This is a genomic window from Cupriavidus sp. 10L45 (assembly GCF_056395225.1).
In genome coordinates this window covers 231,590-256,043 of record NZ_JBFTJC010000001.1, presented here as the reverse complement: position 1 = coordinate 256,043, position 24,454 = coordinate 231,590, and the positions used below count along the sequence as shown (strand labels likewise).

At 70.1% G+C, this 24,454-nt stretch carries 22 protein-coding genes; 17 read left to right on the top strand and 5 right to left on the bottom strand.

Annotated elements, in window-relative coordinates:
• The first annotated feature begins 12 nt into the window (after positions 1 to 12).
• Together AC1DFU_RS01245 and AC1DFU_RS01240 are read left to right on the top strand one after the other, a co-directional pair.
• Positions 13 to 1,593, top strand: coding sequence for a flagellar hook-length control protein FliK (locus tag AC1DFU_RS01245; protein ID WP_477159662.1), 1,581 nt, complete (start codon positions 13 to 15; stop codon positions 1,591 to 1,593).
• 210 nt (positions 1,594 to 1,803) lie between these two features.
• A complete protein-coding gene (locus AC1DFU_RS01240; protein WP_441592579.1) occupies positions 1,804 to 2,859 on the top strand; it encodes an alpha/beta fold hydrolase in 1,056 nt (351 codons plus the stop codon).
• 7 nt (positions 2,860 to 2,866) lie between these two features.
• Here the strand turns inward: AC1DFU_RS01240 and AC1DFU_RS01235 are convergent, their stop codons facing one another.
• Complete coding sequence (locus tag AC1DFU_RS01235) at positions 2,867 to 3,862, bottom strand: glycoside hydrolase family protein (RefSeq protein WP_441592580.1); 996 nt, start codon at positions 3,860 to 3,862, stop codon at positions 2,867 to 2,869.
• Between the two features lie 236 nt (positions 3,863 to 4,098).
• Here AC1DFU_RS01235 and alkB point away from each other — a divergent pair, with 236 nt between their 5' ends.
• The 5 genes from alkB to AC1DFU_RS01210 all read left to right on the top strand — a co-directional run bounded on the left by alkB (position 4,099) and on the right by AC1DFU_RS01210 (position 8,879).
• Entirely contained in the window at positions 4,099 to 4,761 is a 663-nt protein-coding gene (gene alkB, locus AC1DFU_RS01230) for a DNA oxidative demethylase AlkB (protein ID WP_441592581.1), read from the top strand.
• 154 nt (positions 4,762 to 4,915) lie between these two features.
• Entirely contained in the window at positions 4,916 to 6,379 is a 1,464-nt protein-coding gene (locus AC1DFU_RS01225; protein WP_441592582.1) for an SLC13 family permease, read from the top strand.
• Positions 6,380 to 6,499: 120 nt separating this feature from the next.
• Entirely contained in the window at positions 6,500 to 7,597 is a 1,098-nt protein-coding gene (locus AC1DFU_RS01220; protein ID WP_441592583.1) for an acyl-CoA dehydrogenase, read from the top strand.
• Complete coding sequence (locus tag AC1DFU_RS01215; RefSeq protein WP_092295506.1) at positions 7,594 to 8,196, top strand: SAM-dependent methyltransferase; 603 nt, start codon at positions 7,594 to 7,596, stop codon at positions 8,194 to 8,196. The genes AC1DFU_RS01220 and AC1DFU_RS01215 overlap by 4 nt, the downstream gene beginning before the upstream one ends.
• Positions 8,193 to 8,879 carry a glycosyltransferase family 2 protein gene (locus AC1DFU_RS01210; protein WP_092295509.1) on the top strand — a complete coding sequence of 229 codons (687 nt, stop codon included), beginning with the start codon at positions 8,193 to 8,195 and terminating at the stop codon, positions 8,877 to 8,879. The genes AC1DFU_RS01215 and AC1DFU_RS01210 overlap by 4 nt, the downstream gene beginning before the upstream one ends.
• Before the next feature lie 22 nt (positions 8,880 to 8,901).
• Here the strand turns inward: AC1DFU_RS01210 and AC1DFU_RS01205 are convergent, their stop codons facing one another.
• Positions 8,902 to 9,144, bottom strand: coding sequence for a helix-turn-helix domain-containing protein (locus AC1DFU_RS01205; RefSeq protein WP_255370847.1), 243 nt, complete (start codon positions 9,142 to 9,144; stop codon positions 8,902 to 8,904).
• A 280-nt stretch (positions 9,145 to 9,424) separates the two neighbouring features.
• Between AC1DFU_RS01205 and AC1DFU_RS01200 the strand changes: the two genes are divergently transcribed.
• Positions 9,425 to 10,306, top strand: a complete 882-nt coding sequence (locus AC1DFU_RS01200) for an SDR family NAD(P)-dependent oxidoreductase (protein ID WP_092295512.1) — start codon at positions 9,425 to 9,427, stop codon at positions 10,304 to 10,306.
• 9 nt (positions 10,307 to 10,315) lie between these two features.
• Here the strand turns inward: AC1DFU_RS01200 and AC1DFU_RS01195 are convergent, their stop codons facing one another.
• Positions 10,316 to 11,128, bottom strand: coding sequence for a DMT family transporter (locus tag AC1DFU_RS01195; protein ID WP_441592679.1), 813 nt, complete (start codon positions 11,126 to 11,128; stop codon positions 10,316 to 10,318).
• Between the two features lie 158 nt (positions 11,129 to 11,286).
• Between AC1DFU_RS01195 and AC1DFU_RS01190 the strand changes: the two genes are divergently transcribed.
• From AC1DFU_RS01190 to AC1DFU_RS01165, 6 genes are all read left to right on the top strand, one after another.
• Complete coding sequence (locus tag AC1DFU_RS01190) at positions 11,287 to 11,706, top strand: VOC family protein (RefSeq protein ID WP_441592584.1); 420 nt, start codon at positions 11,287 to 11,289, stop codon at positions 11,704 to 11,706.
• A gap of 125 nt (positions 11,707 to 11,831) precedes the next feature.
• Positions 11,832 to 13,571, top strand: a complete 1,740-nt coding sequence (gene araD, locus AC1DFU_RS01185) for an L-arabinonate dehydratase (RefSeq protein WP_092295518.1) — start codon at positions 11,832 to 11,834, stop codon at positions 13,569 to 13,571.
• Positions 13,572 to 13,675: 104 nt separating this feature from the next.
• A complete protein-coding gene (locus AC1DFU_RS01180) occupies positions 13,676 to 14,614 on the top strand; it encodes a 2-hydroxyacid dehydrogenase (protein WP_092295521.1) in 939 nt (312 codons plus the stop codon).
• Positions 14,615 to 14,735: 121 nt separating this feature from the next.
• The gene (locus AC1DFU_RS01175; RefSeq protein ID WP_441592585.1) at positions 14,736 to 15,623 is read left to right on the top strand and encodes an intradiol ring-cleavage dioxygenase; all 888 of its coding nucleotides are present in this window, start codon (positions 14,736 to 14,738) and stop codon (positions 15,621 to 15,623) included.
• Between the two features lie 242 nt (positions 15,624 to 15,865).
• Positions 15,866 to 17,464 (top strand): EAL domain-containing protein, encoded by a 1,599-nt coding sequence (locus tag AC1DFU_RS01170; protein ID WP_092295527.1) that lies wholly within the window; start codon positions 15,866 to 15,868, stop codon positions 17,462 to 17,464.
• 35 nt (positions 17,465 to 17,499) lie between these two features.
• Complete coding sequence (locus AC1DFU_RS01165) at positions 17,500 to 18,117, top strand: LysE family translocator (protein ID WP_092295530.1); 618 nt, start codon at positions 17,500 to 17,502, stop codon at positions 18,115 to 18,117.
• 13 nt (positions 18,118 to 18,130) lie between these two features.
• Here AC1DFU_RS01165 and AC1DFU_RS01160 read toward each other — a convergent pair whose 3' ends face one another.
• Together AC1DFU_RS01160 and AC1DFU_RS01155 are read right to left on the bottom strand one after the other, a co-directional pair.
• On the bottom strand, positions 18,131 to 19,126 hold the full coding sequence (locus tag AC1DFU_RS01160; protein ID WP_092295533.1) for a Bug family tripartite tricarboxylate transporter substrate binding protein: 996 nt from the start codon (positions 19,124 to 19,126) through the stop codon (positions 18,131 to 18,133).
• A 90-nt stretch (positions 19,127 to 19,216) separates the two neighbouring features.
• A complete protein-coding gene (locus AC1DFU_RS01155) occupies positions 19,217 to 20,143 on the bottom strand; it encodes a LysR family transcriptional regulator (protein ID WP_092296191.1) in 927 nt (308 codons plus the stop codon).
• 202 nt (positions 20,144 to 20,345) lie between these two features.
• Here AC1DFU_RS01155 and AC1DFU_RS01150 point away from each other — a divergent pair, with 202 nt between their 5' ends.
• The 3 genes from AC1DFU_RS01150 to AC1DFU_RS01140 all read left to right on the top strand — a co-directional run bounded on the left by AC1DFU_RS01150 (position 20,346) and on the right by AC1DFU_RS01140 (position 24,453).
• Positions 20,346 to 20,801, top strand: coding sequence for a polyhydroxyalkanoate granule-associated phasin (locus AC1DFU_RS01150; protein WP_441592587.1), 456 nt, complete (start codon positions 20,346 to 20,348; stop codon positions 20,799 to 20,801).
• 229 nt (positions 20,802 to 21,030) lie between these two features.
• On the top strand, positions 21,031 to 21,351 hold the full coding sequence (locus tag AC1DFU_RS01145) for a hypothetical protein (protein WP_092295539.1): 321 nt from the start codon (positions 21,031 to 21,033) through the stop codon (positions 21,349 to 21,351).
• Between the two features lie 189 nt (positions 21,352 to 21,540).
• Entirely contained in the window at positions 21,541 to 24,453 is a 2,913-nt protein-coding gene (locus AC1DFU_RS01140) for an ATP-binding protein (protein ID WP_441592588.1), read from the top strand.
• Position 24,454: the final 1 nt, after the last annotated feature.

Here is a 24,454-nt window from a genome sequence, read left to right as displayed (position 1 = left end):
GCCAACAAGAACATGATCGATATCAGCCAGCTCGTCGGCAACGCCGGCCTGAAGACCCCGACCTCCGGCACGGCCGGCGACGCCCGCGCCAGCGCCGAAGCGAATGCGTTCAAGGACGCGCTGACCCGCGCGCGCGAGAGCGGCCAACCCGCCGTGCGCGTGCCCGCCAAGCCGTCCGGCAACAAGGCGGACGCCAGGGACACGGCAGCCAAGGACAAGTCGGCCGAACCATCGACGCAGAACAAGGGCGACACCCAGACGGCGCAGGCCAATACGCGCCCGGCCAAGGATGCCGACGGGAAGACCACCGGCAAGGCCGATGCCGCCACGGACACCACGCAGGATGCCGAGAACGGCGAAGACAGCACTGTGGCCTCTGACGCCGCCGCCGCTGCCGCCGCGCTGGCCGCCGCGATGCTGCTGCAACCGCTGCCCCAGCAACCGGCTCCGACCGACAAGACCGCTGCCGACCCCACCGGGCTGAACAGCCTCGCTGGCCTGAATGGTATGAATGGCGTGAACGGTCTCAATGGTCTCAATGGTCTCAATGGCCCGGCCACGCTGACCGGCCAGGCTGCCGCGCAAGCCGCCGCACAGGCCGCACAGGCCGCACAAGCCGCACAAGCCGCCGCAGCGGCTGGCGATGCCGCCGCCCCGGCCCAGACCGACCCGCTGGCGCAACTGCCGGCCACGGCCACCGCCGACGCCACCGCCAAGGCGTCCACGCCGAGCCCGGCCGACACGCTGGCGACCATCGCCCAGCAGCGCGCCGCGCTCCAGGGCACCGCACCGACCACCGCCGACAAGATCGCCGCCGCCACGCAGCAGGTGCCGGTCGCCGGCGCGCAGGACGCGCACGGCCAGTCGGGCAGCCACACGGGTGGCCAGTCCGGCAGCCCGCAGTCGAGCCTCGGCCAGACGGCCCAGCCGGCACTGCAAGCCGCCGCCGCGCCGAACGCCAACGCCCCGGCCGCCAACCCGTTTGCCGCCGCTGCGGCTGCGGCGCGTACCGGCGAATCGGCCGATACCGGCGCCACGAATGCCAGCAGCGCCGCCACGCTGGCCTCGGCCATCGCCGCGCAGGCTGCCGTGCATGCCACGCCGGCAGCGGCCGCCGCAGCCGCCGCGCGTCCGGCCGTCGCGCCGAACGTCGGCGACAGCCAGTGGGCGCAGGCCCTCGGCCAGCAGATGGTGCGCCTGTCCACGCAAGGCAACCAGACCGCCGAACTCGATCTCAACCCGCCCAACCTCGGCCCGCTGAAGGTGGTGCTGAACGTGGTGAACGATCAGGCCCAGGCGCAGTTCGTGTCGCCGCATCAGGCCGTACGCGCCGCCGTGGAAGCCGCGCTGCCGCACCTGCGGACGTCGATGGCCGAAGCGGGCATCCAGCTCGGCCAGGCATCGGTCGGCTCGGACGGTTTCGCCCAGGCCGGCAACGGCGGCCAGCAGCAACCGCAGCGCCAGTCCAACGGCGGCAGCGCCTTCGCCCAGACCACCGGCTTCGGCAAGGACACGGCACCCGCCGTGGCCGCTACGCCCGCCCCCCGCACCCCGCGCCCGCTGGCGCGCGGCGAAGTCGATACATTCGCCTGATCGGGTACTGCAGACGCCTGCCCTCTCCCCCAGCCCCTCTCCCAGAGGGAGAGGGGAGAACACCGCGGGTTTGCTCCCCTCGCCCGCTTGCGGGAGAGGGGCCGGGGGAGAGGGCAGCGCCTGCACGCCCGCCGCCGTCCGGAACTTCCCCGCACGCGGGGCGGTCAGTTGTGCGACGATCCTGTCTCTTCCTCGCACCCCGCCCCCGCCATGTCCCTGCTCCGCCAGACCCTGCTTGCCGCTGCGACTGTCGCCGCGTTCTCTGCATTCGCCGCGCCGCTCGCCCACGCCGCCGATGCCGCTGCATCCGCGCCGACTGCCGATAGCGGCCCCGCCTACGGCCCCGAACTCGAAGGCTTCGACTACCCCGCCCCGGTCCAGCGCTACCGCTTCACCTCCCAGGGCGAAGCCATGCAGATGGCCTTTCTCGACATCAAACCCGAGAAGCCCAACGGCCGCGCGGTGGTCCTGCTCCACGGCAAGAACTTCTGCGCCGCCACCTGGCAGGAAACCATCCACCAGCTCAGCGGCGCCGGCTACCGCGTGATCGCGCCGGACCAGATCGGCTTCTGCAAGTCGACCAAGCCGGCGCGCTACCAGTACACCTTCCAGCAACTCGCCCGCAACACGCACGACCTGCTGGCATCCATCGGCGTCAGCAACGTGACGGTCATGGGCCATTCCACGGGCGGCATGCTGGCGATGCGCTACGCGCTGATGTACCCGCGCGAGACGCAGCAGCTCGTGCTGGTCAACCCGATCGGGCTCGAAGACTGGAAAGCCAAGGGCGTGCCGCCGCTCTCCGTGGACCAGTGGTACACGCGCGAGCTGGGCACCACCGCCGACCGCATCCGCAACTATGAGAAGGCCACGTACTATGCGGGCCAATGGCGCGCCGACTACGAACCGTGGGTGCAGATGCTGGCCGGCCTCAACCGCGGCCCGGGCAAGCAGACCGTGGCGTGGAATTCGGCCCTGCTGTACGACATGATCTACACCCAGCCCGTGGTCTACGAAATGGGCGCGATCCAGGCCCCGACCCTCCTGCTGATCGGCGACAAGGACACCACCGCCATCGCCAAGGACGCCGCCCCGCCAGAGGTCCAGGCCAAGCTCGGCCGCTACCCCGAACTGGCCAAAATCACTGCCAAGGCCATTCCGAACACCACACTGGTGGAATTCCCCGAACTCGGCCACGCCCCCCAGATGCAGGACCCGGCGGCGTTCCATAAGGCGTTGCTGGAGGGGATGGCGCGGCCGAGGTAACCCTCGCTCAGAACGGCAGCCCGATGTAGTACTTGCCCAGTTCCGTCAACTGCCCATCGCCGCCGAGCAGGCTGGTGAAGTGCATGTCGTTGTTCCAGCGGCCGGTGAACCAGGCGTAGCGGAACACGTCGGCGCGTTGTTCGCAGATGGCGACCATTTCCTTCATCTGCTGTTTCTGTTTCTCGAGGGTGTCGATCTGGGCGCCGTCGGCGTTGCTGTGCCAGTTGGCGAACTCGGTCACCCAGAACGGCTTGTTGTACTTCATCAGCCGGTCGAGCTGGCCGCCGAGGCCGTAGTCGTACCAGTGGAAGGCCAGGTAGTCGATGCGCGGGTCGCGGTTGCCGTTGGCGGTGCGATAGGCGGCGTAGAACGCGTCCATCCAGATCACCGGGTCCTGGTAGCCGGGCATGGTGCCCCAGGTGATGGTCGGGCCGACCAGCTTGACGCCGGTATGGGCGGCGATGGCCTCGTAGCGCGGCCAGACGGTGGCCGCCTGCGCCGGGGTCAGGTTGGCCTGATCGGTGAGGTTCGGCTCGTTCATCAGCAGCAGGTACTTCACGCGCGGATTGGCCAGCAGCCAGGCTTCGATGGCGGCGTCGTTGAAGTTGTCGTTCCAGAGCATGGGGATGAAGTCCATGCTGTACTTGGTGGTGGCATCGGCGGGCGCCGTGCCGTTGGGCTTGGCGGCCCAGTTGTACCACCAGGACACCCCCGGCGCGAGCGCCGCGAAGTCCTGCGCGCTGACCAGATCGTAGGCCACGCCGCGCTTGGCGCTCTTGGTCACGCCGGGCGTGCCGGGGTCCCCCGGGGTCACCGGCGGCACTTGCGGCACCTGTGGGTTGGACGGCGTCAGCGGCGCCCCGGCGCCAGGCGAGCCGTTGGTCGCCTCCTCGCCCCCGCCGCCACAGGCGGCCAGTGCCAGCATGCCGGCGATCAGTCCCGCGCCCAGCAAGCGCCGGACAAGTGTCATCCCGCGCCATGGCGCGAATTGCTTGGTTTCCATCGTATTGACCCCTTCTGGTTATTCCCGTGCGCGCTATGTTTTTGTCGATCCGCGCTACCGTCCCTTGACAGGACTCGCGGATGATAACGGAAGCGCACTCGGAATCCGTGCCGGTTTGCCCATTTACAACGCTGGTCGATGCGCGATGGCACCCAGATAGCGTGAACGCGTTGCACGCCCCGCCACCCGGCATCCCGGCGAGCCGCTATCATCGGCATGCCCCGCCTCACCTCATCATGACTTTCGATCTCTTCGACGCCCTGCCCGCCGACCCCGACACCCCGCCCGCCTCCGAGCCGCTCGGCGCGGGCGCCGTGGTGCTGCGCGGTTTTGCGCGCGATGTCGATACCCGCCTGCTGGCCGCCGTGGACCAGGTCAGCGCCCAGGCCCCGTTCCGCCACCTGATCACCCCCGGCGGGCTGCGCATGTCGGTGGCAATGACCAATTGTGGCGAGGCGGGTTGGGTCTCCGACCGCACCGGTTACCGCTACGACCCCGTCGACCCCGATTCCGGCGCGCCGTGGCCGCCCATGCCCGAGGTGTTCCGCGCGCTGGCCGAGCGCGCCGCCGCCAGCGCCGGCTATCCGGGCTTCGCGCCCGATGCCTGCCTGATCAACCGCTACCTGCCCGGCACGCGGCTCTCGCTCCATCAGGACCGCGACGAACTGGACCTGCGCGCGCCCATCGTCTCGGTCTCGCTCGGCCTGCCCGCCACCTTCCTCTGGGGCGGCCTGCGCCGCGCCGACAAGCCGGCGCGCATCCGGCTCGCCCATGGCGACGTAGTGGTGTGGGGCGGCCCGTCGCGGCTGGTCTTCCACGGCATTGCGCCGCTGCCCGATGACGATCACGCACTCACCGGGCGCACGCGCATCAACCTGACCTTCCGCAAGACACGCTGAGCGGGAAAACACAAGCGACAAATCCTCGCGCCGGGCACAAGTTGCGCATCCAGCACGGGCCTTGCGGCGTGCAGTACGATACGGCACCACGACAAATGGCTGCCGGCGCCAGACGTCAACAATCGCGCGACCGGCCTCCGAAGAGACACCCGCGATGCCTGCCGATTCGACCCCCGCCAATCCCGCCGCCGATCCCGCCGTCAAACCGGCACCCACCCCCGCCCCGCAATTCACCGGCCGCCCCGCGGACTCCATCCGCGCCGCGCTGCTGATCGCGGCCAGCATCGCCGCGGTCTGGATCGCCGGCCAGGCCGCCGGGGCGCCGCCGGCGCTGATCTGGGCCGGCGCGCTGGTGGTCTCCACCGTGTCCTGCTGGGCCACCGGCGCGCTGCCCGAACCCACCGCCACGCTGCTGTTCTTCCTGTGCGCAGTGGTCCTCCACATTGCGCCCGCGCCGGTGGTCTTCTCCGGCTTCACGTCCACAGCCTGGTGGCTGATGTTCGGCGGCGCAGTGACCGGCGTGGCGCTGCGCGGCACGGGGCTGGCGCTGCGGCTGGCGGACATCATCTTCCACAAGCGCGTCAACACCTATCCGCAGGTGATTGCCACGGTGGCCATGAGCGCGGTGGGGCTGGCGTTCCTGATGCCGTCCACCACGGGCCGGGTGCTGCTGTTGATGCCGATCGTGCTGGCGCTGTCGGACCGCCTCGGCTTCCGGCCCGGTTCGAACGGGCGCATCGGCATGGTGCTGACCGTGGCGGCGGCCAGCTACATGCCGCCCACGTCGATCCTGCCGGCCAACATTCCCAACAGCGTGCTGCTCGGCGCGGCCAATTCGCTCTATGGCATCAACCTGAGCTATGGCAGCTACCTGTTGCTGCATTTCCCGGTGCTTGGCGCGCTGAAGACCGTGGTGCTGGTCTGGCTGGTCTGCAAGCTGTTCCCGGAAACGGCGGCGATGACGCCGCAGCCGGCCACCGCGCGCACGGCCATGAGCAAGCCCGAAACGCTGCTCGCGGTGCTGCTGGCGCTGGCCGTGGCCGCGTTCGCCACGGACGCCTGGCACGGCATCTCGCCCGCCTGGATCTCGCTGGCGGCGTGCATCGTCTGCCTGCTGCCCGGCATCGGACTGGTCTCGCCCAAGGCGCTGACCGAGCAGGTGCATCTGGTGCCACTGCTCTACGTGGCCGGCTTCCTCGGCCTGGGCGCGGTGGTCGAGCACACCGGCCTCGGCACGGCCATCAGCGCAGCGCTGCTGCACTGGCTGCCGCTGGCGCCGGGCCACACCGCCGGCAATGTCGGCGCGCTGGGCGCCATGGGCGCCGTGCTCGGGCTGATGTCGACGCTGCCCGCGCTCCCCGCCGTGATGACGCCGCTGGCGCGCGACCTGGCCACCGCCACCGGCCTGCCGCTGGAAACGGTGCTGATGTTGCAGGTACCGGTGTTCTCGACGGTGTTCTTCCCCTACCAGTCGCCGCCCATCGTCATCGCCATGCAGCTGGGCGGCGTGGGCCTGCGGCACGGCACGCGGCTGTGCCTGGCGCTGGCGGCCATCACGGTGGTGGTGCTGCTGCCGCTGGATTACCTCTGGTGGCGCGTGCTGGGCTATCTCCCGTAAGCCACGCCCTGTGGGATTCGGCTGACATCGCGGCGCGCCGTTTGCCGGCAGGCGCCGCGGGGCGTCATGCGTACCCTCCAAAGTGACAGATTCCGATGCTGGCACGAGGATGGAGGCACCATGGGCGACTTTCCGGACGATCGCGGCGCGCACGCCCACCTCGGGGCTTTGATTGCCGAGTTCGTCCGGGGGGATCGCGTCCCCCCTGGCATCCCCCCTGGCATCCCCCATGGCATCCCCCTCCCCGGCCATGGCCAGACGCTGGCGCGCTGGCAACTGTTCGCCACCATCGCCGCCAGGCGGGGCGCGGTAGCCATCAAGCTGTTCGAGGCCCATGCCGATGCGCTGGCCATCCTCGCCGAAGTCGCCGGCGCCACGCCGGCTCCCGACTCAAGCTGGGCGATCTGGGCGGCGGAACCGCCCGATGCACGCCTGCGCGTGCAGACCGATGATTCGCCCAGCATCCCGCACATTGCCGGCCTGACCGGCAACGACAGCGGCACCGACAGCGGCACCGACACCTTCACCCCCGCCCGCCTCACCGGCCGCAAGGCCTGGTGTTCAGGCGCCTGGGAGGTCTCGCACGCGCTCGTCACCTGCTGGCTGGATCAGGCGGAGCCCGGTCCGCAGCGGCTGGCTATCGTCGACATGGCCGGGCCCGGCGTCACCGTCACGCGCGAGGGCTGGCACGCCGTGGGCATGGCCGCCACCGATAGCGGCGATGTCCTGTTCGACGATTGCCCCGCGCTGCTGCTCACCGCGCCCGATGCCTACCTGCGCCGCCCCGGCTTCTGGCACGGCGGGGCCGGCATCGCGGCCTGCTGGCATGGTGCGGCGCTGCCGCTCGCCCACGCCGTGCGCGCGGCGCTGAAGAAGCGGGACGATCCCCACGCTGCCGCCCACCTCGCCGCCATCGACGGCGACCTGCACGCCAGCGCCGCGCTGCTGCGCGAGACCGCGCAATGGATCGACGCCCATCCCACCGAAGACGCCTTCGTGCCGGCCATGCGCGCCCGCACCGTGATCGAGGCCGCCGTGCTGCGCGTGATCCAGCACGCCGGCAACACGCTCGGCGCCGGCCCGCTGTGCCGCAACCCGACGCTGGCCGCGCTGTACGCCGACCTGCCCGTGCTGCTGCGCCAGAGCCATGCCGAACGCGACCTCGCCGCGCTGGGTCAACGGCTGGCGCAGGACGATAGCGATATGGGGGCGCTATGACCGCAACCGCCACGGATTTCCACGCCATGTTCGACAACCCCGACCCGTGGGGCTTCGAGTCGCTCTGGTACGAGGCCCGCAAGCGCGACGTGGTGCTCGCCGCGCTGCCTGACGCGCGCTACGGCGCGGCGTTCGAGGCCGGCTGCGCCACCGGCATGCTGACCGATCGCCTCGCCACGCGCTGCGACCACCTGCTGGCCGTCGATCTCGTGCCCCGCGCCGTGGCCTGCGCGCAGGAGCGCGTGGCGCGGCACAGGCACGTGAAGGTGGCCACCGCCAACCTGCCTGCGGAATGGCCGAACGGCCCCGAGGCCGCCTTCGACCTGATCGTGCTCAGCGAGATCGGCTACTTCTTCGCCCCGGATACCTGGCTTGAGACCGCGCAACGCGCGGCCGGCGCGCTGACCGATGCGGGCGTGATCCTGGCCTGCCACTGGCTGCGGCCGTTCGCCGAGCGCACCCAGCCCACGCGGCACGTGCACGCTGCCATCGCGCGGCAGCCGGGGCTGCATCGCCATGTGCGGCATCTGGAGCCGGATTTCCTGCTCGAAGTCTGGTCGCGCGACGCGCGGCCACTCCGCCAGCGGGAGGCGCCATGATCGGCGTGGTCGTGCCTGTTCACAACGAGGAAGACCATCTGGAGGCGTGCCTGCGGGCGCTGACCATGGCCGCCACCCATCCGGCGCTCGGCGGCGAGGCGGTGCGCGTGGTGATTGTGCTCGATGCCTGCGACGACGGCTCGGCCGCCATCGCCCAATGCCACGCGCCGGAGCGCATCACCTGCCTGACGATTGCCGCGCGCAACGTGGGCGAGGCCCGTCGTGCCGGCGCCCAGCACCTGCTGGCCCAGCAGGCGCGCTGGCTGGCCTTTACCGATGCCGACAGCCGCGTAGCGCCGGACTGGCTGGTGGCGCAGCTTGCGCTACGCGCCGATGCGGTCTGCGGACTGGTGACGGTGGAGGACTGGAGCCCCCAGCCGCCGCACGTGGCCGTGCGGTTTGCCGCGCGCTACCGGCGCGAGGAGGGGCACCGGCATGTCCACGGCGCCAACCTCGGGGTCTGCTCGCATGCCTACCGGCGCGCGGGCGGCTTCCTGCCGCACCCGGTCAGCGAGGACGTGGCGTTGATCGAGGCGCTGCAGGCCATCAACGCGCATATCGCCTGGAGCACGCTGCCGCAGGTGACCACCAGCGCGCGCGCCCGTGGCCGGCTGGCCGGCGGCTTTGCCGATCATCTTGCGACGCTTGCCGCGCTGCGCGAGGGCGAAACGCTGTTGCCCTGAGCCGGGCGGATTGATCCGGGCCTTACCACTCGAACTTCTGAATTTCCGCTTCCCCGATCGCGCGGTCCTGCACGACGAGATCGAGGTCATAGGCCCCGAGCAGCGCCAGCAGTTGCCCCGCGCTGATGGTCTCGGGGTTCAGCTCCATATGCGAAATCCGGCTTTGACTGATGTCGAGCCGGGCAGCCGCTTCCGCCTGGGTCAGGCCGGCGACCTTGCGTGCGCCTTGCAGCACTTGTCCAAGCTGATCTGGGTTGGAAATCATGACTCTCAGCATCGCGGTCATCCAGGAAAAGTTAAAAATCTATCAATTCTGACCAATGATTGACAAAACCTCCTAGCGCAACATCATGCGGCTACGCATGCCATAGGTAAGTACCCGCTTCGCGGTTTGTAATGTTGTCAAAATAAAACGCTCGCCCGAGCAGCGCGCCGTGGCAATCCCTACAAACGGAGGGAGGCGGCCCCCTCCGGACGGGCGCCGGCGGCGTGGAACGAAGCTTGCGGCGGTCAGGGAATTCCTATTCGATAACGGAGACACCCCCATGGACCCGATCGAGACCCCCATCGACCGCCTGGACGATCCCGAGCGCGCCCCGGTCACCGGCACGCGCCGGCTGGCCGTGGTCACCGGTGCCTCTACGGGCATTGGCTATCACCTCGCGCAGTGCTGCGCGGACCACGGCATGGACCTGATCATCGCGGCGGACGAGCCGCAGATCGAAGCGGCGGCGCAGACACTGCGCACCGAAGGCACCACCATCGAGGCCATCCAGGCCGATCTCTCCACCCCGGCCGGCGTGGACAAGCTGCTGGCCGCCACGCGCGGGCGGCAGGTGGACGTGCTGTGCGCCAACGCCGGGCGCGGCCTGGGCCGCGCCTTCCTGGACCAGGCATTTGCCGATATCGAGCATGTGGTGGAAACCAACGTCACCGGCACGCTCTACCTGCTCCATCACATCGGCCAGACCATGCGCGAGCGCGCCGAGGGCCGGATCCTGATCACCGGGTCCATCGCCGGCTTCATGCCGGGCACCTATCAGGCGGTCTACAACGCCACCAAGGCCTTCCTGGACTCGTTTTCGTTCGCCTTGCGCCACGAACTGCGCGATACCCGCGTCACGGTGACCTGCCTGATGCCGGGGGCCACGGAGACCGAGTTCTTCGACCGCGCCGACATGCTCGACACGCGCATCGCCCAGGAGAAGAAGGCCGATCCGGCCGAGGTGGCGCGCATCGGCTTCGAGGCCATGATGCGGGGCGAGGGCGACGTGATTACCGGCTGGCAGAACAAGCTGCGCGCGGCCATCGCCATGGTCACGCCGTCCGATGTGCTGGCGGAACAGCACCGCAAGATGGCCGAACCGATGAGCGGCGACGCGGTGCCGAGCGTGGAGAACGAGCCGCGCGCCGTGGAAGAGAAGTAAGAAGGGGAATCAGCGCCGCCGCGCGGCAATGACCAGCGCGATCCCGCCGAGGATGGCCACCGCGCTGACGGCCAGCCGCGCGGTCATCGGCTCGCCCAGCCAGGCGATGCCGCCCAGCGCGGCCAGCACCGGCACGCTCAGTTGCACCGTGGCCGCCGTGGTGGACGCCAGCCCGCGCAGCGCGGCGTACCAGATCACATAGCCGATGCCGGACGTCACGGCGCCCGAGGCCACCGCCAGCACCACCCCGCGCCAGTCGACCGAAAGCTGGGCGACCGCCCCCACGCTCACCACGCTCACCGCCAAGGCTATCGGCACCCCGCGCACGAAGTTGCCGGCGGTGGCGGCCAGCGCGTCCGGCGCGCCCCGGCCCCGCAGCGAATAGACGCCCCAGCCGATGCCGGCGACGGCCATCAGCAGCGTCGCCCCGGGCGGCGGGGCCTGCAAACCCGGCAGCACCAGCCAGACCAGCCCCGCCAGCGCCAGCGCAATGCCGAGCCACTGCACCGCGCGCAGGCGGTCGCCGCGCCGCAGGCCATCGCCGATCATGGTCGCCTGCACGCTGGCGAACAGCACCAGCGCCCCGGTGCCGGCGGCCAGCCGCAGGTAGGCGAACGAAAAGCCGCACGCGTAGACCAGTAGCGCCGCCGCGCCAATCCAGTCGCCCCCCATGCGCGCCCTGCCCCGCGCCCGCAGGTGCAGGATCGCCCCCAGCACAAGGGCGGCCGAAGCCACCCGCACCAGCGTGAACGTGGCCGCGTCGATGCCGGTGCCCTTCAGCGCCGCCCGCGCCAGCAGCGAATTGGCCGCGAAGGCGACCATCGCCAGCGCGGTCAGGGCGGCCGTGGTGGCTGCCGTGGCGGGGGGTGCCGGGAGGGTGGACGGCGGGGTGGACGGCGGGGTGGACGGCGGGCGGGACATCATCGATTTGTCATTTGGGGGAAGGGGGCCGATGAACCATACTGGGCCATGATGCGCCCATGCAGGCGCCCCCCACCAGCCCGATCCAGGAGACCAACATGCTCAGGGACAGCCATGCTTTCAGCGGATTTTCGGTCAACGACCTCGCCATGGCCAAGGACTTCTACGCCAACACGCTCGGCCTCGTGGTCACGGAGGAGCACGGCATGCTCGCGCTCAACCTGGCCGGCGGCAACCACGTGCTGCTCTACCCCAAACCCAACCACGCGCCGGCCACGTTCACGGTGCTGAACTTCCCGGTCGCCAGCGTCGACAAGGCCGTGGACGACCTCTCGCACCACGGCGTGCGCTTTGAAATGTATGACGAACCCGACCTGAAGACCGACGCGCGCGGCATCTGCCGGGGCGAAGGCGGCCCCGTCATCGCGTGGTTCAAGGACCCGGCCGGCAACATCCTCTCGATCCTCGAGGCAGAGTAGCCGGCGCCGCCACAGGTCTCCGGCGTTGCGGGTCGGTGTGCGTGCCAATACACTAGTGCCTCCAACCCACACCCCAACGGCGTGCTGCCTGGCAGGCGCCGTGACGACAGCAACGGTGGAGACACATGACGGTTCGAAGAAAGACGCCCGACGCGCTGCGCAGCGCGCGCTGGTTTGCCCCCGATGACCTGCGCTCCTCGGGCCATCGCTCGCGCATCATGCAGATGGGCTACGCGCCCGACGAGTGGATGGGCAAGCCGCTCATCGCCATCCTGAACACCTGGTCGGACATCAACCCCTGCCACGCCCACTTCCGCCAGCGCGTGGAAGACGTCAAGCGCGGCATCCTGCAGGCCGGCGGCTTCCCGGTGGAGCTGCCCGCCATCTCGCTCTCCGAAAGCTCGGTCAAGCCGACCACCATGCTCTACCGCAACCTGCTCGCCATCGAGGCAGAGGAGCTGATCCGCTCGCATCCGGTGGATGGCGCGGTGCTGATGGGCGGCTGCGACAAGACCACGCCGGGCCTGCTGCTGGGCGCCACCAGCGCCGGCGTGCCCGCCATCTACGTGCCGGCCGGGCCGATGCTGCGCGGCAACTACAAGGGCAACGTGCTCGGCTCCGGCTCGGACGCCTGGAAATACTGGGACGAGCGCCGCGCCGGCAACCTGAGCCAGGCCGAGTGGATCGGCATCGAGGGCGGCATCGCGCGCAGCCACGGCACCTGCATGACGATGGGCACCGCCAGCACCATGACCGCCATCGCCGAGACGCTGGGCATGAGCCTGCCCGGCGCATCGTCGATTCCGGCGGCAGACGCCAACCATATCCGCATGGCCTCCGAGTCGGGCCGGCGCATCGTCGACATGGTCTGGGAAGACCTCACGCCGGCGCGCATCCAGACCCGGGCGGCGTACCTGAACGCCATCGTGGTGGCCATGGCCATGGGCTGCTCCACCAACGCCATCATCCACGTGATTGCCATGGCGCGCCGCGCCGGGCATGACATCGGGCTGGACGACTTCGACGCCGCCAGCCGGCACGTGCCAGTTATCGCCAACATCCGGCCCAGCGGCGACAAGTACCTGATGGAAGACTTCTACTACGCGGGCGGGCTGCCGGCGCTGATGAGCCGCATCCGGGACAAGCTCGACCTGACCGCGCTGACCGTGACCGGCCGTACGCTGGGCGAGAACATCGCCGGGGCCGAAGTCCACAATGACGATGTGATCCGTACGACGGAGAACGCGCTGTACCGGGAAGGCGCGCTGGCCGTGCTGCGCGGCAATATCGCGCCGGACGGCTGCGTGATCAAGCCGAGCGCCTGCGACCCGCGCTACTTCCGCCATACCGGGCCGGCGCTGGTGTTCGACGATTACCCGTCGATGAAGGCTGCCGTGGAGGACGAGAGCCTCGACGTGACCGCCGACCACATCCTGATCCTGCGCAACGCCGGCCCGCAGGGCGGCCCCGGCATGCCGGAATGGGGCATGCTGCCGATCCCGAAGAAGCTGGTGAAGCAGGGTGTGCGCGACATGCTGCGCATGTCCGACGCACGCATGAGCGGCACCAGCTATGGCGCCTGCATCCTCCATGTGTCGCCCGAGGCGTACATCGGCGGGCCCTTCGCGCTGGTGCGCACCGGCGACCTGATCTCGGTGGACATCGACCGGCGCAGCATCCACCTGGAGGTATCCGACGAAGAACTGGCGCGCCGCCGCGCCGCCTGGACCCCGCCGCCGCCCCGCTATGCGCGCGGCTACGGCTTCATGTTCTCGCAGCACATCCGCCAGGCCAACGACGGCTGCGACTTCGACTTCCTGCAGACCGACTTCGGCGACCCCGTGGGTGAGCCGAGCATCTACTGACCGCAAGCCTTCCGCAAGCATCCTCCCCGATAATGACGGGCGCGCCGCCCCCGGCCGCGCCCCGCCCTTCTTCCCAGATCTCTCCCAGACAGGACCAATTCCGCATGAAACCCCGCCTCCTGCAGCACGGCCGCCTGCCCGAACACACCGAAGCCCGCCTGGCCGAATCTTTCGACGTGCACCCGCTCTGGGCCGAGACCGACCCCGCCGGCTACCTGGCCGCCCACGGCGCCGAGTTCGTGGCGATGACCACCCGGGCCGCCACCGGCGTGGACGGCAAGATGCTGGCCGCGCTGCCGAACCTGCGCGTGATTTCCAGCTTCGGCGTGGGGCTCGACAAGCTCGACCTGGACACCGCCCGCGCGCGCGGCATCGCGGTGGGCTACACGCCGGACGTGCTCAATGACTGCGTGGCCGACACGGCGTTCGCCCTGCTGATGGACGCGGCGCGCCAGGTCAGCGCGGCAGACCGCTACGTGCGGCGCGGCGCGTGGCCCAAGGCTCCGTACCCGCTGACCACGCGCGTCAGCGGCAAGCGGCTGGGCATCGTCGGCATGGGGCGTATCGGGCGCGTGATCGCGCAGCGCTCGTCGGGCTTCGACATGGAAGTGCGCTACTTCGGCCGCAAGCCGCAGGACGGCGTGGCCTATGGCTTCGAGCCGTCCGTGGAGGCGCTGGCGCGCTGGGCGGACTTCCTGGTCGTGGCCACCTCGGGCGGGCCCGAGACACGCCACCTGATCTCCGCCGGCGTGCTGGAAGCGCTCGGGCCGCAGGGCTACCTGATCAATATCGCGCGCGGCACCGTGGTGGACGAGGCCGCGCTGGTCGACGCCCTGACCCACAAGCGCATCGCCGGCGCCGGGCTGGACGTCTACGAGAACGAACCGCACGTGCCCGAGGCGCTGTTCGGCCTGGACAACGTGGTCCTGCTGCCCCACGTGGCCAGCGGCACGCACGAGACGCGCGCAGCCATGGCCGGCCTCGTGTTCGAGAACCTGGAGAGCTTCTTCGCCTCCGGCGCGGTGGTGAAATCGGCGCTCTGATCCGCCGATCGCCCCCTTGGTCGCCCCGTTACCACGTGTAGCCGGGGCGACACAGACGCGAAACACTGGCGGGGCACCCCCGGGACTACACTGGGCATTCCAGCTTTTTACGGAGCGTGCGATGCCCGACTCTCCTGCCTCGCCACCATCGACAGCATCGATCCCCCGCCGGCGCCACCTGCTGGCGCTGGGCCTGGGCAGCGCCGGCCTGACCGCGCTGGCCCGCGTGGCACCCGCCGCCGAACCCCGGCCGGCCACCGCCGCCACGCTCCCCCTGACCGCCCAGACCACCGAGGGCCCGTATTACTTCGATGCGGGCAAGATCCGGCAGGACATCACCGAAGGCCAGCCCGGCGTGCCGCTCGAGGTGCGCTTCACCGTGGTGGACGTGCAGGGCCGCCCGCTCGCCGGCCAGCGCGTGGATCTCTGGCACTGCAACGCCGCCGGCGTGTACTCGGGCTATGACGGCCAGCGCGACGACAAGGGCCAGCGCATTGCCACGCGCGGCCAGACCTTCCTGCGCGGCAGCCAGCCAGTGGGCGCCGATGGCGTGGCGATGTTCCGCACGATCTATCCCGGCTGGTACGCCGGGCGCGCCACCCATCTGCATATGAAGGTGCTCGACCCGGCCGGCCGGGCGCACCTGACCACGCAGTGCTTCCTGCCCGATGCGCTCAACGAGTATCTGTATAGCCAGCTCCCTGCCTACCGGCGCCGGCAGGTGCGCGGCACGCTGAACAGCAACGACGGCATCGCGCTGATGGCCGGCGAGACCGTGCTCGGCGCCGTGCGCGAGGCGCACGACCGCTACGTGGCCACGCTGACGCTGGTGGTGGACCCCGCCGGCACCGCCCCGCGCGAGGGGTTTTCCGATCATCCGCCGCCGGACCGTCCGCCGCTGTCCCGCGATGGCCGCCGCCCGCCCCCTCCCCCCGGCCAGGGCGAGCAGGCCGCCCCGGAGGCAGGCAGCGCCCGCGCCGCCGCGCTTATCCCCGGCGTGCGGCTGTAGGCCCCCTGGCCTCCGGCCGCCATCCACCATCCGGCCAAGGTCTCCATCAATGCCCGCCATGGAAAAAATGCAAAATCCACGGCAATGACCAGACATGACCCGTAATTGTTAGTTATGCTCCCCAGGGGCGGGCCGATGGCCTGCCGATCAACCGGGCGTTGACGATCCGGTACATCATGGGGAGCGGCGCATCCTTGGGAGCGCCGCGTTCGGCGCGGTTCTCCAGGAGGGGATGTTCTCCGATGCAGCGCAGCTGGTTTCTCGCGTTGACGATTGCCCTGGCGACCCTGGCTACGCTGTTCCCGGTGGGAATCGGCGTGTTCATGGCGCAGCTGGAGGCCAATCGGCGCGAAGCCGACCAACTCGCGGTGTTCGCCGACGCGGCGCTGCGGCGCGGCGAAGCGGTCATGAGCCAGGCCATCAGCGCCATCCAGGACATGGAGCAGCTCCGCGACGAGCCCTGCTCCCCGTCGAATCTCGTCGAACTCCGGCGCATCACCTACAGCTATCGCTTCCTCCAGGACGCCGGCGTCTATGGCCGCGGCCGCCGCCTGTGCTCGGCGCTGCTGGGCCCGGTGCAGGCGCGCACCCTGCCGCTGCCGCCGCCCGACTGGCGCACGCCCGATGGCTACGACTTCTGGTTCGACCTCGCCAACCCGTTCAGCGCGCCGCGTCGGACCATCCTGATGGGCCGCAACGGCAACCATGTGTCGATCGATCCGCAGGTTTTCGTCGATGTGGTGGACCGCGACACGCGCATGCTCGCCGTGGTGCATACCGATGCCGGCCGCATCTTCGCCACCACGCAGGGCGCCAACCTCGCCCGGCTGCAGCGCGCCTACGCCGACCATGCCTACGGCACCGGCGGCGCCGCCGAGCATGAGGACGACGCCGCCGTAGTGCTGCGCAAGTCACGCACGATGCCGTTCGCGGTGGTGGTGCTGGCCCCGCGCGCGGCACTGCTGACCAACTGGAAGGCGCTGCTGGTGGGCGGGCTGATCGTCGGGCTGGCCGCCGGGGTGCCATTCGGCATCCTGGTCTGGCGGCGCGCCACGCGGCGCTTCAGCCTGGAGGGCGAGTTGCGCGGCGCGGTGCGGCGCCACGAGATGGCGGTGCACTACCAGCCCATCGTCGCGCTCTCGGACAACCACTGCGTGGGCGTGGAGGCGCTCGTGCGCTGGCGCCGTAACGGCCGGCTGGTGCGTCCCAACCTGTTTATCCCGATGGCCGAGAACGCCGGGCTGATCCAGCAGATCACCGATCAGGTGCTGGACATCGTGCTGACCGAGCTGGGCACGCTGCTGCGGCGGCATCCGTCGTTCTATGTCTCGATCAACGTGGGCGCGGAGGACCTGAAGAGCCGGCGCTTCCTGAGCGTGCTCGACGCGAGGCTGCGGGACACCGGCATCGCGCCGGCGCAGATCCGCATCGAGGCCACCGAGCGCGGCTTCCTGGAGCCGGACGTGGCGCGCGACACCATCCAGGCCTTCCGGGACGCCGGCCATCCGGTCTATATCGACGACTTCGGCACGGGGTACTCGAGCCTCTCCTACCTGGAGAGCTTCAAGGTGGATGCGCTCAAGATCGACAAGTCGTTCGTCGATACGATGGGACAGGAGGCGGCCACCAGCACCGTGGCGCCGCATATCATCGCCATGGCGCGCTCGCTCGGGCTGGAGGTGGTGGCCGAAGGCATCGAGGACAGCGCCCAGGCCGACTACCTGCGCGAGCAGGGCGTGGACTACGGGCAGGGCTGGCTGTTCGGGCGGCCCGTGCCGGCCGTGGAGCTGGCCCAGTTCCTGAGCAAGAACGCCGCGCCGGCGGCACCGGCGCCGGCCTGACGCAAACCCCAAGATCGATAAAAAAAGGAGGCCCGATGTCCCTGTCCACCCTGTTCCTGACCGCTGCCGGCGTTGGCCTGGCGGTGGCCGCCCCGGTCGGCCCGATGGGCATGCTCTGCATTCGCCGCACGCTGGCCGAGGGGCCTCGCGCCGGGCTGGCGATCGGGCTTGGCATTGCCTGCGGGGATGCGGTCTACGGGATGGTGGCGGCGCTCGGGTTGGTCGGCATCTCGCAGTTCATGCTGGCCTATGACAAGCCGCTCCACCTGGCGGCCGGGCTGTTTTTGGTCTACCTGGGCCTGCGCACGTTCTTCCACACGCCGACCGAGACCGTGGCCACGCTGCGCGGCAACGGCTCGAGGCGCCGGGCCTTCGCCAGCGCCCTGCTGCTGACGCTGACCAACCCGCAGACCATCATCATGTTCGCCGCGCTGTTCGCCACACTGGCGCCGCGCGGGCCGTTCTCGACCCCCATCGCCCTGACCACGGTGCTGGGGGTGTTCTGCGGATCGATTGCCTGGTGGTGCGTGCTGGTGGCGATGGTCACCGGCGCCCGCCACGCGCTGGGCCAGCGCGTGCGGCAGTGGATCGACCGCGTCACCGGCCTCGCGCTGGCCGCGTTCGGCGTGGCGGAGATCCGGCGGTCGATCTAGGCGCGTTGGGCGCTTACTCCGCCTTGGCCCCCGAGTCCTTGGCCACCTTGGTCCACTTGACGGTCTCGGTCTTGATGAAGCCGGCGAGCTGCGGCGGCGTCATGTCGCCGGCGGTCACGCCCTGTTCCTCGAAGCGCTTCTGCACGTCCGGCTGCTTCAGCACCTTGGCCAGCTCGGCGCTCATGCGCTGGCGCACGGCCTCGGGCGTGCCGTGCGGCGCCATCAGCGCGTACCACGTGGTCACTTCGTAGCCCGGCACGCCGCTTTCCGCCACGGTCGGCACGCCCGGATAGGCCGCCGAGCGCTTGGCCGTGGTCACCGCCAGCGCCTTCACCTTGCCGCTCTTCACATGCGGATTGGCCGACGGACTGGTCTCGATGGCCATCTGGATCTGGCCGGCGATCAGGTCCGTCATCATCGGCGCGCCGCCCTTGTACGGCACGTGGGCGATGTCGGTGCCGGTGGCCGCGCGGAACAGCTCGCCCGAGAGGTGCTCGGTGCTGCCGATGCCCGCCGAGCCGTAGTTCACCTTGCCCGGATGCGCCTTGATATAGGCGATCAGCTCCTGCACGGTCTTGGCCGGAATCGACGGATTGACCAGCAGCACGTTCGGCGTCAGCGCCACCATGCCGATCGGTTCCAGGTCTTTCTGGAAGTCGTACGGCAGGGTCTTGTAGATGCCCGGCGCCATGGTGTGGGCGACGGTGGCCAGCAGGAAGGTGTAGCCGTCCGGATTGGCGCGCGCCACGATGGACCCGCCAATGGTGCCGCCCGCGCCGGGGCGGTTGTCCACCACCATCGGCTGGCCCAGCGCCTCGCCCAGTTTCTGGCCCACGGCCCGGCCGATGATGTCGGTGGTGCCGCCCGAGGCGAAAGGCACGACCAGCGTGATCGGCTTGGACGGCCAGCTATCGGCGGCGAAGGTGGGGATGGCAGGGAGGGCGGCAAGGGTGGCGGCGGCGCCAAGGCAGGCCTTGAGCACGGCACGGCGCGGCATGCGGATGGTCATGCGGGTCTCCGGGGGATTTTCTGGATATGTAATCCCCCCACTGTACTGAGACGTCCGCGTCACAACCAGCCCCACGCCGGCGGGAGGTCTTCAGGATTTGTGAAGGGTCGCCCCGGGCCAGCGGCCCGCCGTTACCAGCCCGCGCGCCACGCTGTCCAGCACGCTGCGGGCGGCCAGGCCGGCCGGGGACAGTTCGTCGTCGGACAGGCTGACCAGCAGGTTGGGCCGGCGCACGCCCGCATCGGCAATCTCGATCAGCACCAGCGGCTCGCCCAGATGCCGCGCCACGGCCGCGCCGGGCTGGATGGTCGCCCCGAGGCCGGCGCGCACCGCATCCATCAGCACGGCCAGTCCGTCGATCTCCGCCACCACGTTGAGAGAGCGCTCACTACGCGCGAAGGCCGCGTTCAGCACCGCGCGCAGGCCGTGCGCGTTGCTGGGCAGGATCAGCGGCAGGCCGTCGAGTGCCTCCAGATGCACCGGATCGGTGGTCGGCAGGCCCGGCTGGTCCGGCCGGGCGATCACGAACAGCCGTTCCTCCAGCAGCGGCACCACGCTCCAGCGCTGGCCGGGTTCGAGCTGGAACAGCACGGCGAGGTCAAGCTGGCGCGCGCCGATCATCGTGGCGAGGTTGCCCGAGAGGCTCTCCACCAGATGCAGGCGGATGTCCGGGTAGCGCTCGCGCATGGCCAGCATGAACGGCGGGCCCATGACGGAGAGTGTGCTCGGCGCCATGCCCACGCTGACATGGCCCGAGAGGCGCGCGGTGCGCGCGGCGCGGGCGGCGTCATCGGCATGGCGCAGCGCGAGTTGGGCCTGGCGCCAGAAGGCGAGCCCGGCGTCGGTCGGCACCACGCCGGTGGAGGTGCGCTGGAGCAGCCGCGTGGACAGTTCGCTCTCGAGCCGGCTGATCTGCTGGCTCAGCGCGGACGTGACCACGCCCAGCCGCTGGGCCGCCTGGCCCATGCTGCCCAACTCCACCACATGCACGAAGTAGCGCAATTGGCGCAATTCCATCGTCTTCATCCCAGATCTGTCACGCGGAGCCGGTATTGTGCCTGTGCCGGGCCGCCTGGACGGACAAAGCGGGCCAGGATCACCAAACTTCACAGAAGTCATCCATACGCTGGTTGACCGAGCGTCCATACTGGATAAGCATGTAGGCAACCCCTGCGCAGGACCCACCTTCCACCCAAGGTATCCACCGGAGCTTTCCACCATGAACAGCCTTCCACCGACGCTGTGGTCTTTCCCCGCTTTTTCGTTCCAGGGCGCCTACGCGCTGGACGACAAGATGATCGAGAACTGGCGCAAGATGATGGGCCTGAACGCCGATTTCGCGAAATCCTGGATGGATGAAGCCCAGTTCGACTGGGCCTCCTGCTTCATGCCGCAAGACCCCGAGGAACTGTACGCGCGGCAGTGGACCAACCAGATGCCCTTCTTCTCGATCCCGATGCACTACGCCACCGCCATGCTGGAGCAAGGCGCGGCCATGCAGCGCGCCTGGCTCGACAACTGGGGCCGCATGTTCGGCATGTTCGGTATGCCGACGCTGCTGCCCGCGATGCCGGTGATGCCCGACATCGCCGCCGTGGCGACATCCGAAGGGGACATCGTCGACGTACCGGCCGTCGCCGTGCGCGAGACCCCGCGCAAGGGCAAAAGTGTCTGAAAACCGTCACTGAAGCCGACAGGTTCCCCGGGCTTTACACGGTATTTTCTGCAACGCACGGCCCTGATGCGACGTTTGCATCACAAATTGATCGGCGCGATTGATGCGTCTACTGTTTAGTCAGTATGCTGATCAAGACACAAAGCGCCACCTGCCCGATGGCTTATAAAGCTGTTGAGGGCGCAGTCGAGGCAGGTATCTGAATCGCGCCCCATCCCGCGAGGCCCTTATGAGCAAGACCCTTATCTCCAGCATGTTCGTCGCCGCCGCTGCCATCGTCGCGATGCCGCTGGCCCACGCCCAGCAAAAGCCCGTGGACCCGTACACGCAAGGTGCCAAGGTCGGCAAGCCCGACCCGTACACCGACGGTGCCAAGTCCGGCAAGTTCGATCCGTACACGGATGGCGCGAAGTCGTCGACCAAGACCGACCTGGCGCCGAGCAAGCCGGACCCGTACACCTCGGGCGCCAAGAGCGGCAAGCCCGACCCGTACCTGGACGGCGCCAAGACCGGCAAGCCCGATCCGTACACGGACGGCGCCAAGAAGTAAGGCCAACCGTCAGGCGGCAAGCCAGCCGCCCGTGACATCCGGCGCCTGATACCCGGAATGCCCGGCACGCCCGCAAGGACGTGCCGGGCTATTTTTTTATCCTCCATCGTGCGGTGGATTTGCTCATCGCGGGCAGGCCCTTCAGAATAGCGCTTCGTCCGGCTCGCCCCCGCCGGCGAGGAATCCATCTTGACTAGCCGCGCCCCTGCCGTCAAAGCCGACCCACCGGTCGCCTTTGGTCCGTTTACGCTGCATATCGCGCAGCGCCTTTTGCTGGAGTCCGGCCGCCCCGTGCGGTTGGGTGCGCGTGCGCGCAGCATCCTCGCCGCGCTGGTCGAACGTGCCGGCGAGGTAGTGGGCAAGGCCGCGCTGATCGCCTATGCCTGGCCCGACGGCGATGCCGAGGAAGCCACGCTGCGCGTGCACATGGGTGCGCTGCGCAAGGTGCTCGGCGATGGCCAGGGCGGCACGCGCTACATCGCCAGCGTGGCCGGACGCGGCTACTGCTTCGTCGCGCCGGTGGCACGCGCCACCGCCGAAGGTGCGCCCGGCGCACTCCCGGCAGCCCCCGCCCATGACGCCCACCTCCCCGCCCGCGTGACCCGCGTCATCGGCCGGGAAACCCTGATCGCCGCGCTCGCCCAGAGCCTGCCGCAGCGGCGCCTGCTCACGCTGTGCGGCGCGGGCGGCATGGGCAAGACCACCATCGCGCTGGCCATGGCCGAACGGCTGCTGCCGGACTATGCGGACGGCGTGCGCTTCGTGGACCTTGGCCGCGTGGCCGACCCGGGACTGGTGGACGCCGCGCTGGCCGCCACGCTCGGCATGACGGCCGGCCCCACCGCGCGCGCGGCGCTGGTGGATGCGCTGCGGCACCGGCGCATGCTGATCGTGCTGGACAGTTGCGAGCACGTGATCGACGCCGTGGCCCTGCTGGTGCTGGCGCTACTGCAGGGGGCGCCGGACGTCCACCTGCTCGTCACCAGCCGCGAGCCGCTGCAATGCGAGGGCGAATGGGTCCAACGCGTGCCGCCGCTCGCCCTGCCCTCCCCGCGCAACGAAATCAGCGCCGACGAGGCGATGCGCTACCCGGCCGTGCAGCTATTCGTCGAGCGCGCCATCCACAGCGCCGACACCTTCCAGCTGCCGGACGCCGACGCGCCCGGCGTGGTCATGCTCTGCGCCAGCCTCGACGGCATGCCGCTGGCCATCGAACTGGCCGCCGCGCACGTGGAGACCTTCGGCGTCGCCCATCTGCGCCGGCTGCTGGACGACCGCTTCCAGATGTCGGCGTACAACAGCGACATCGTGCAGCCGCGCCACCGCACCCTGCGCGCGCTGCTGGACTGGAGCTACGACGTGCTGCCCGCCACCGAGCGCGTCGTGCTGACGCGGCTGGCCGTGTTCACCGGCGAATTCACGCTGGCCTGGGCGCGCGCGGTACTGGTGGACGCCGAGGTCAGCCGGGGCGATGTGGACACCGGCATCGCGTCGATGGTCGCCAAGTCGCTGGTCAGCGTGGATGCCAGCGAAGGCGTGGTGCGCTACCGGCTGCTCGCCACCACGCGCGCCTATGCGCTGGAACGGCTGGCCCGGGACGGCGCGCTCCATGAGCTGCAGGCCCGCCACGCGCTGCACTGGCGCGATGCGCTGCGCGCGACCTGGACCGACGAGCCCACGCTGACGCAGGCCGAATGGGCCGCGCGCTACGGCAACGCCATCGACGACGTGCGGGCCGCCATCGGCTGGGCGCTCTCCCCGGACGGCGACGCCGCCCTGGGCGCCACGCTGATCATCGCCGCGCTGCCGCTGGGCTACTTCCTCTCCCGTCTCGACGAATTCTGCGGCTACGCGGCGCGCGCGCTGGCGCTGGCCGACGAGGGCGCCGCCCCACTCGACCCCACGCTGACCACGCGGCTGCGCGTGGCGCTGGGCACGCTGATCTATCACACGCGCGGCGTGGCCGCCGGCGCCGAAGACGCCTACCAGCGCGCGCTGCGCGACGCCACCGCGCTGGCGCAGCCAGGGGCGCAATCGGGCCCGCAACAGCAGGCGCTGGCCGGCATCGGCATGATCGCGCTGGCTTCTGGCGACTACGCCGCCGGGCGGCGCCACGCCGAGACCATGTGCGCACTGGCCGATCAGGACGGCGATGCGATGGCCCGCGTGTGGGCCGAACACACGCTGGCGCTGGCCCACCACTATCTGGGCGACCACGCCACGGCGCGGCATCTCGCGCGGCACGTGCGCACCCATCCGAGCCCGCTGGTGCGGCCCGTGGACAACCTCACCGCGCTGGTGGACCGCCGCGTCTGCATGCGCATCGTCGAGGCGCGCACGCTGTGGATCGAGGGCTACGCGGACAGCGCCGCGTCGCTGGTCGCCCAGTGCGTGGAAGACGCGCTGACCGACATGCCGCTGGCACTGGCGCAGGCGCTGGCATTCGCGGCCTGCCCGATCGCGCTGTGGCGCGGCGACGAGACCGCACTGGCCGACTACGCCAACCGGCTGCGCGAGCACTCGTTGCAGCACGCGCTGGTGGCGTGGCACGGCTGGGTGGAGATGCTCGACGGCGCGCTCGCGCTGCGCGACGATGCGCCGGGTGCCGTCGACACCGACGCGCACCATCGCCTGCAAGCCCGGATCACGCACACCGGCGGCAAGCAGGCCGATCTCTACGCCACCTTCGGCGCCCGCTTCGTGACGCCGCTGGCCATCACGCGCGCGACGGCGGGCAAGTCCGGCTGGTGCATGGCCGAAGTGCGGCGCGTGGCCGCCGAGGCGCACCCGCATCGGCACACGCACGCGGGCCGGCTGGCCGCCGCATCGGCGTTCGAGGACGCGTTGGACGTGGCCCACGCCCAAGGCGCACGCGCCTGGGCGCTGCGCGCCGCCACCAGCCTCGCCCGGGTGCGCCATGAACTGGGCGATGCTGACGACAGCACGCGCGCGGCTGAGTTGCTCGCGTCGATCTGCGCACGCATGCCCGAAGGACACGCCACGCGCGACTACCGGACCGCGCAGGCTGCGCTGGCGGATTGCGCCGCGATGCCGGCCATCGCACCCGAAGCCGACGCGGCGACCACGCAGGCACGCGCATGAT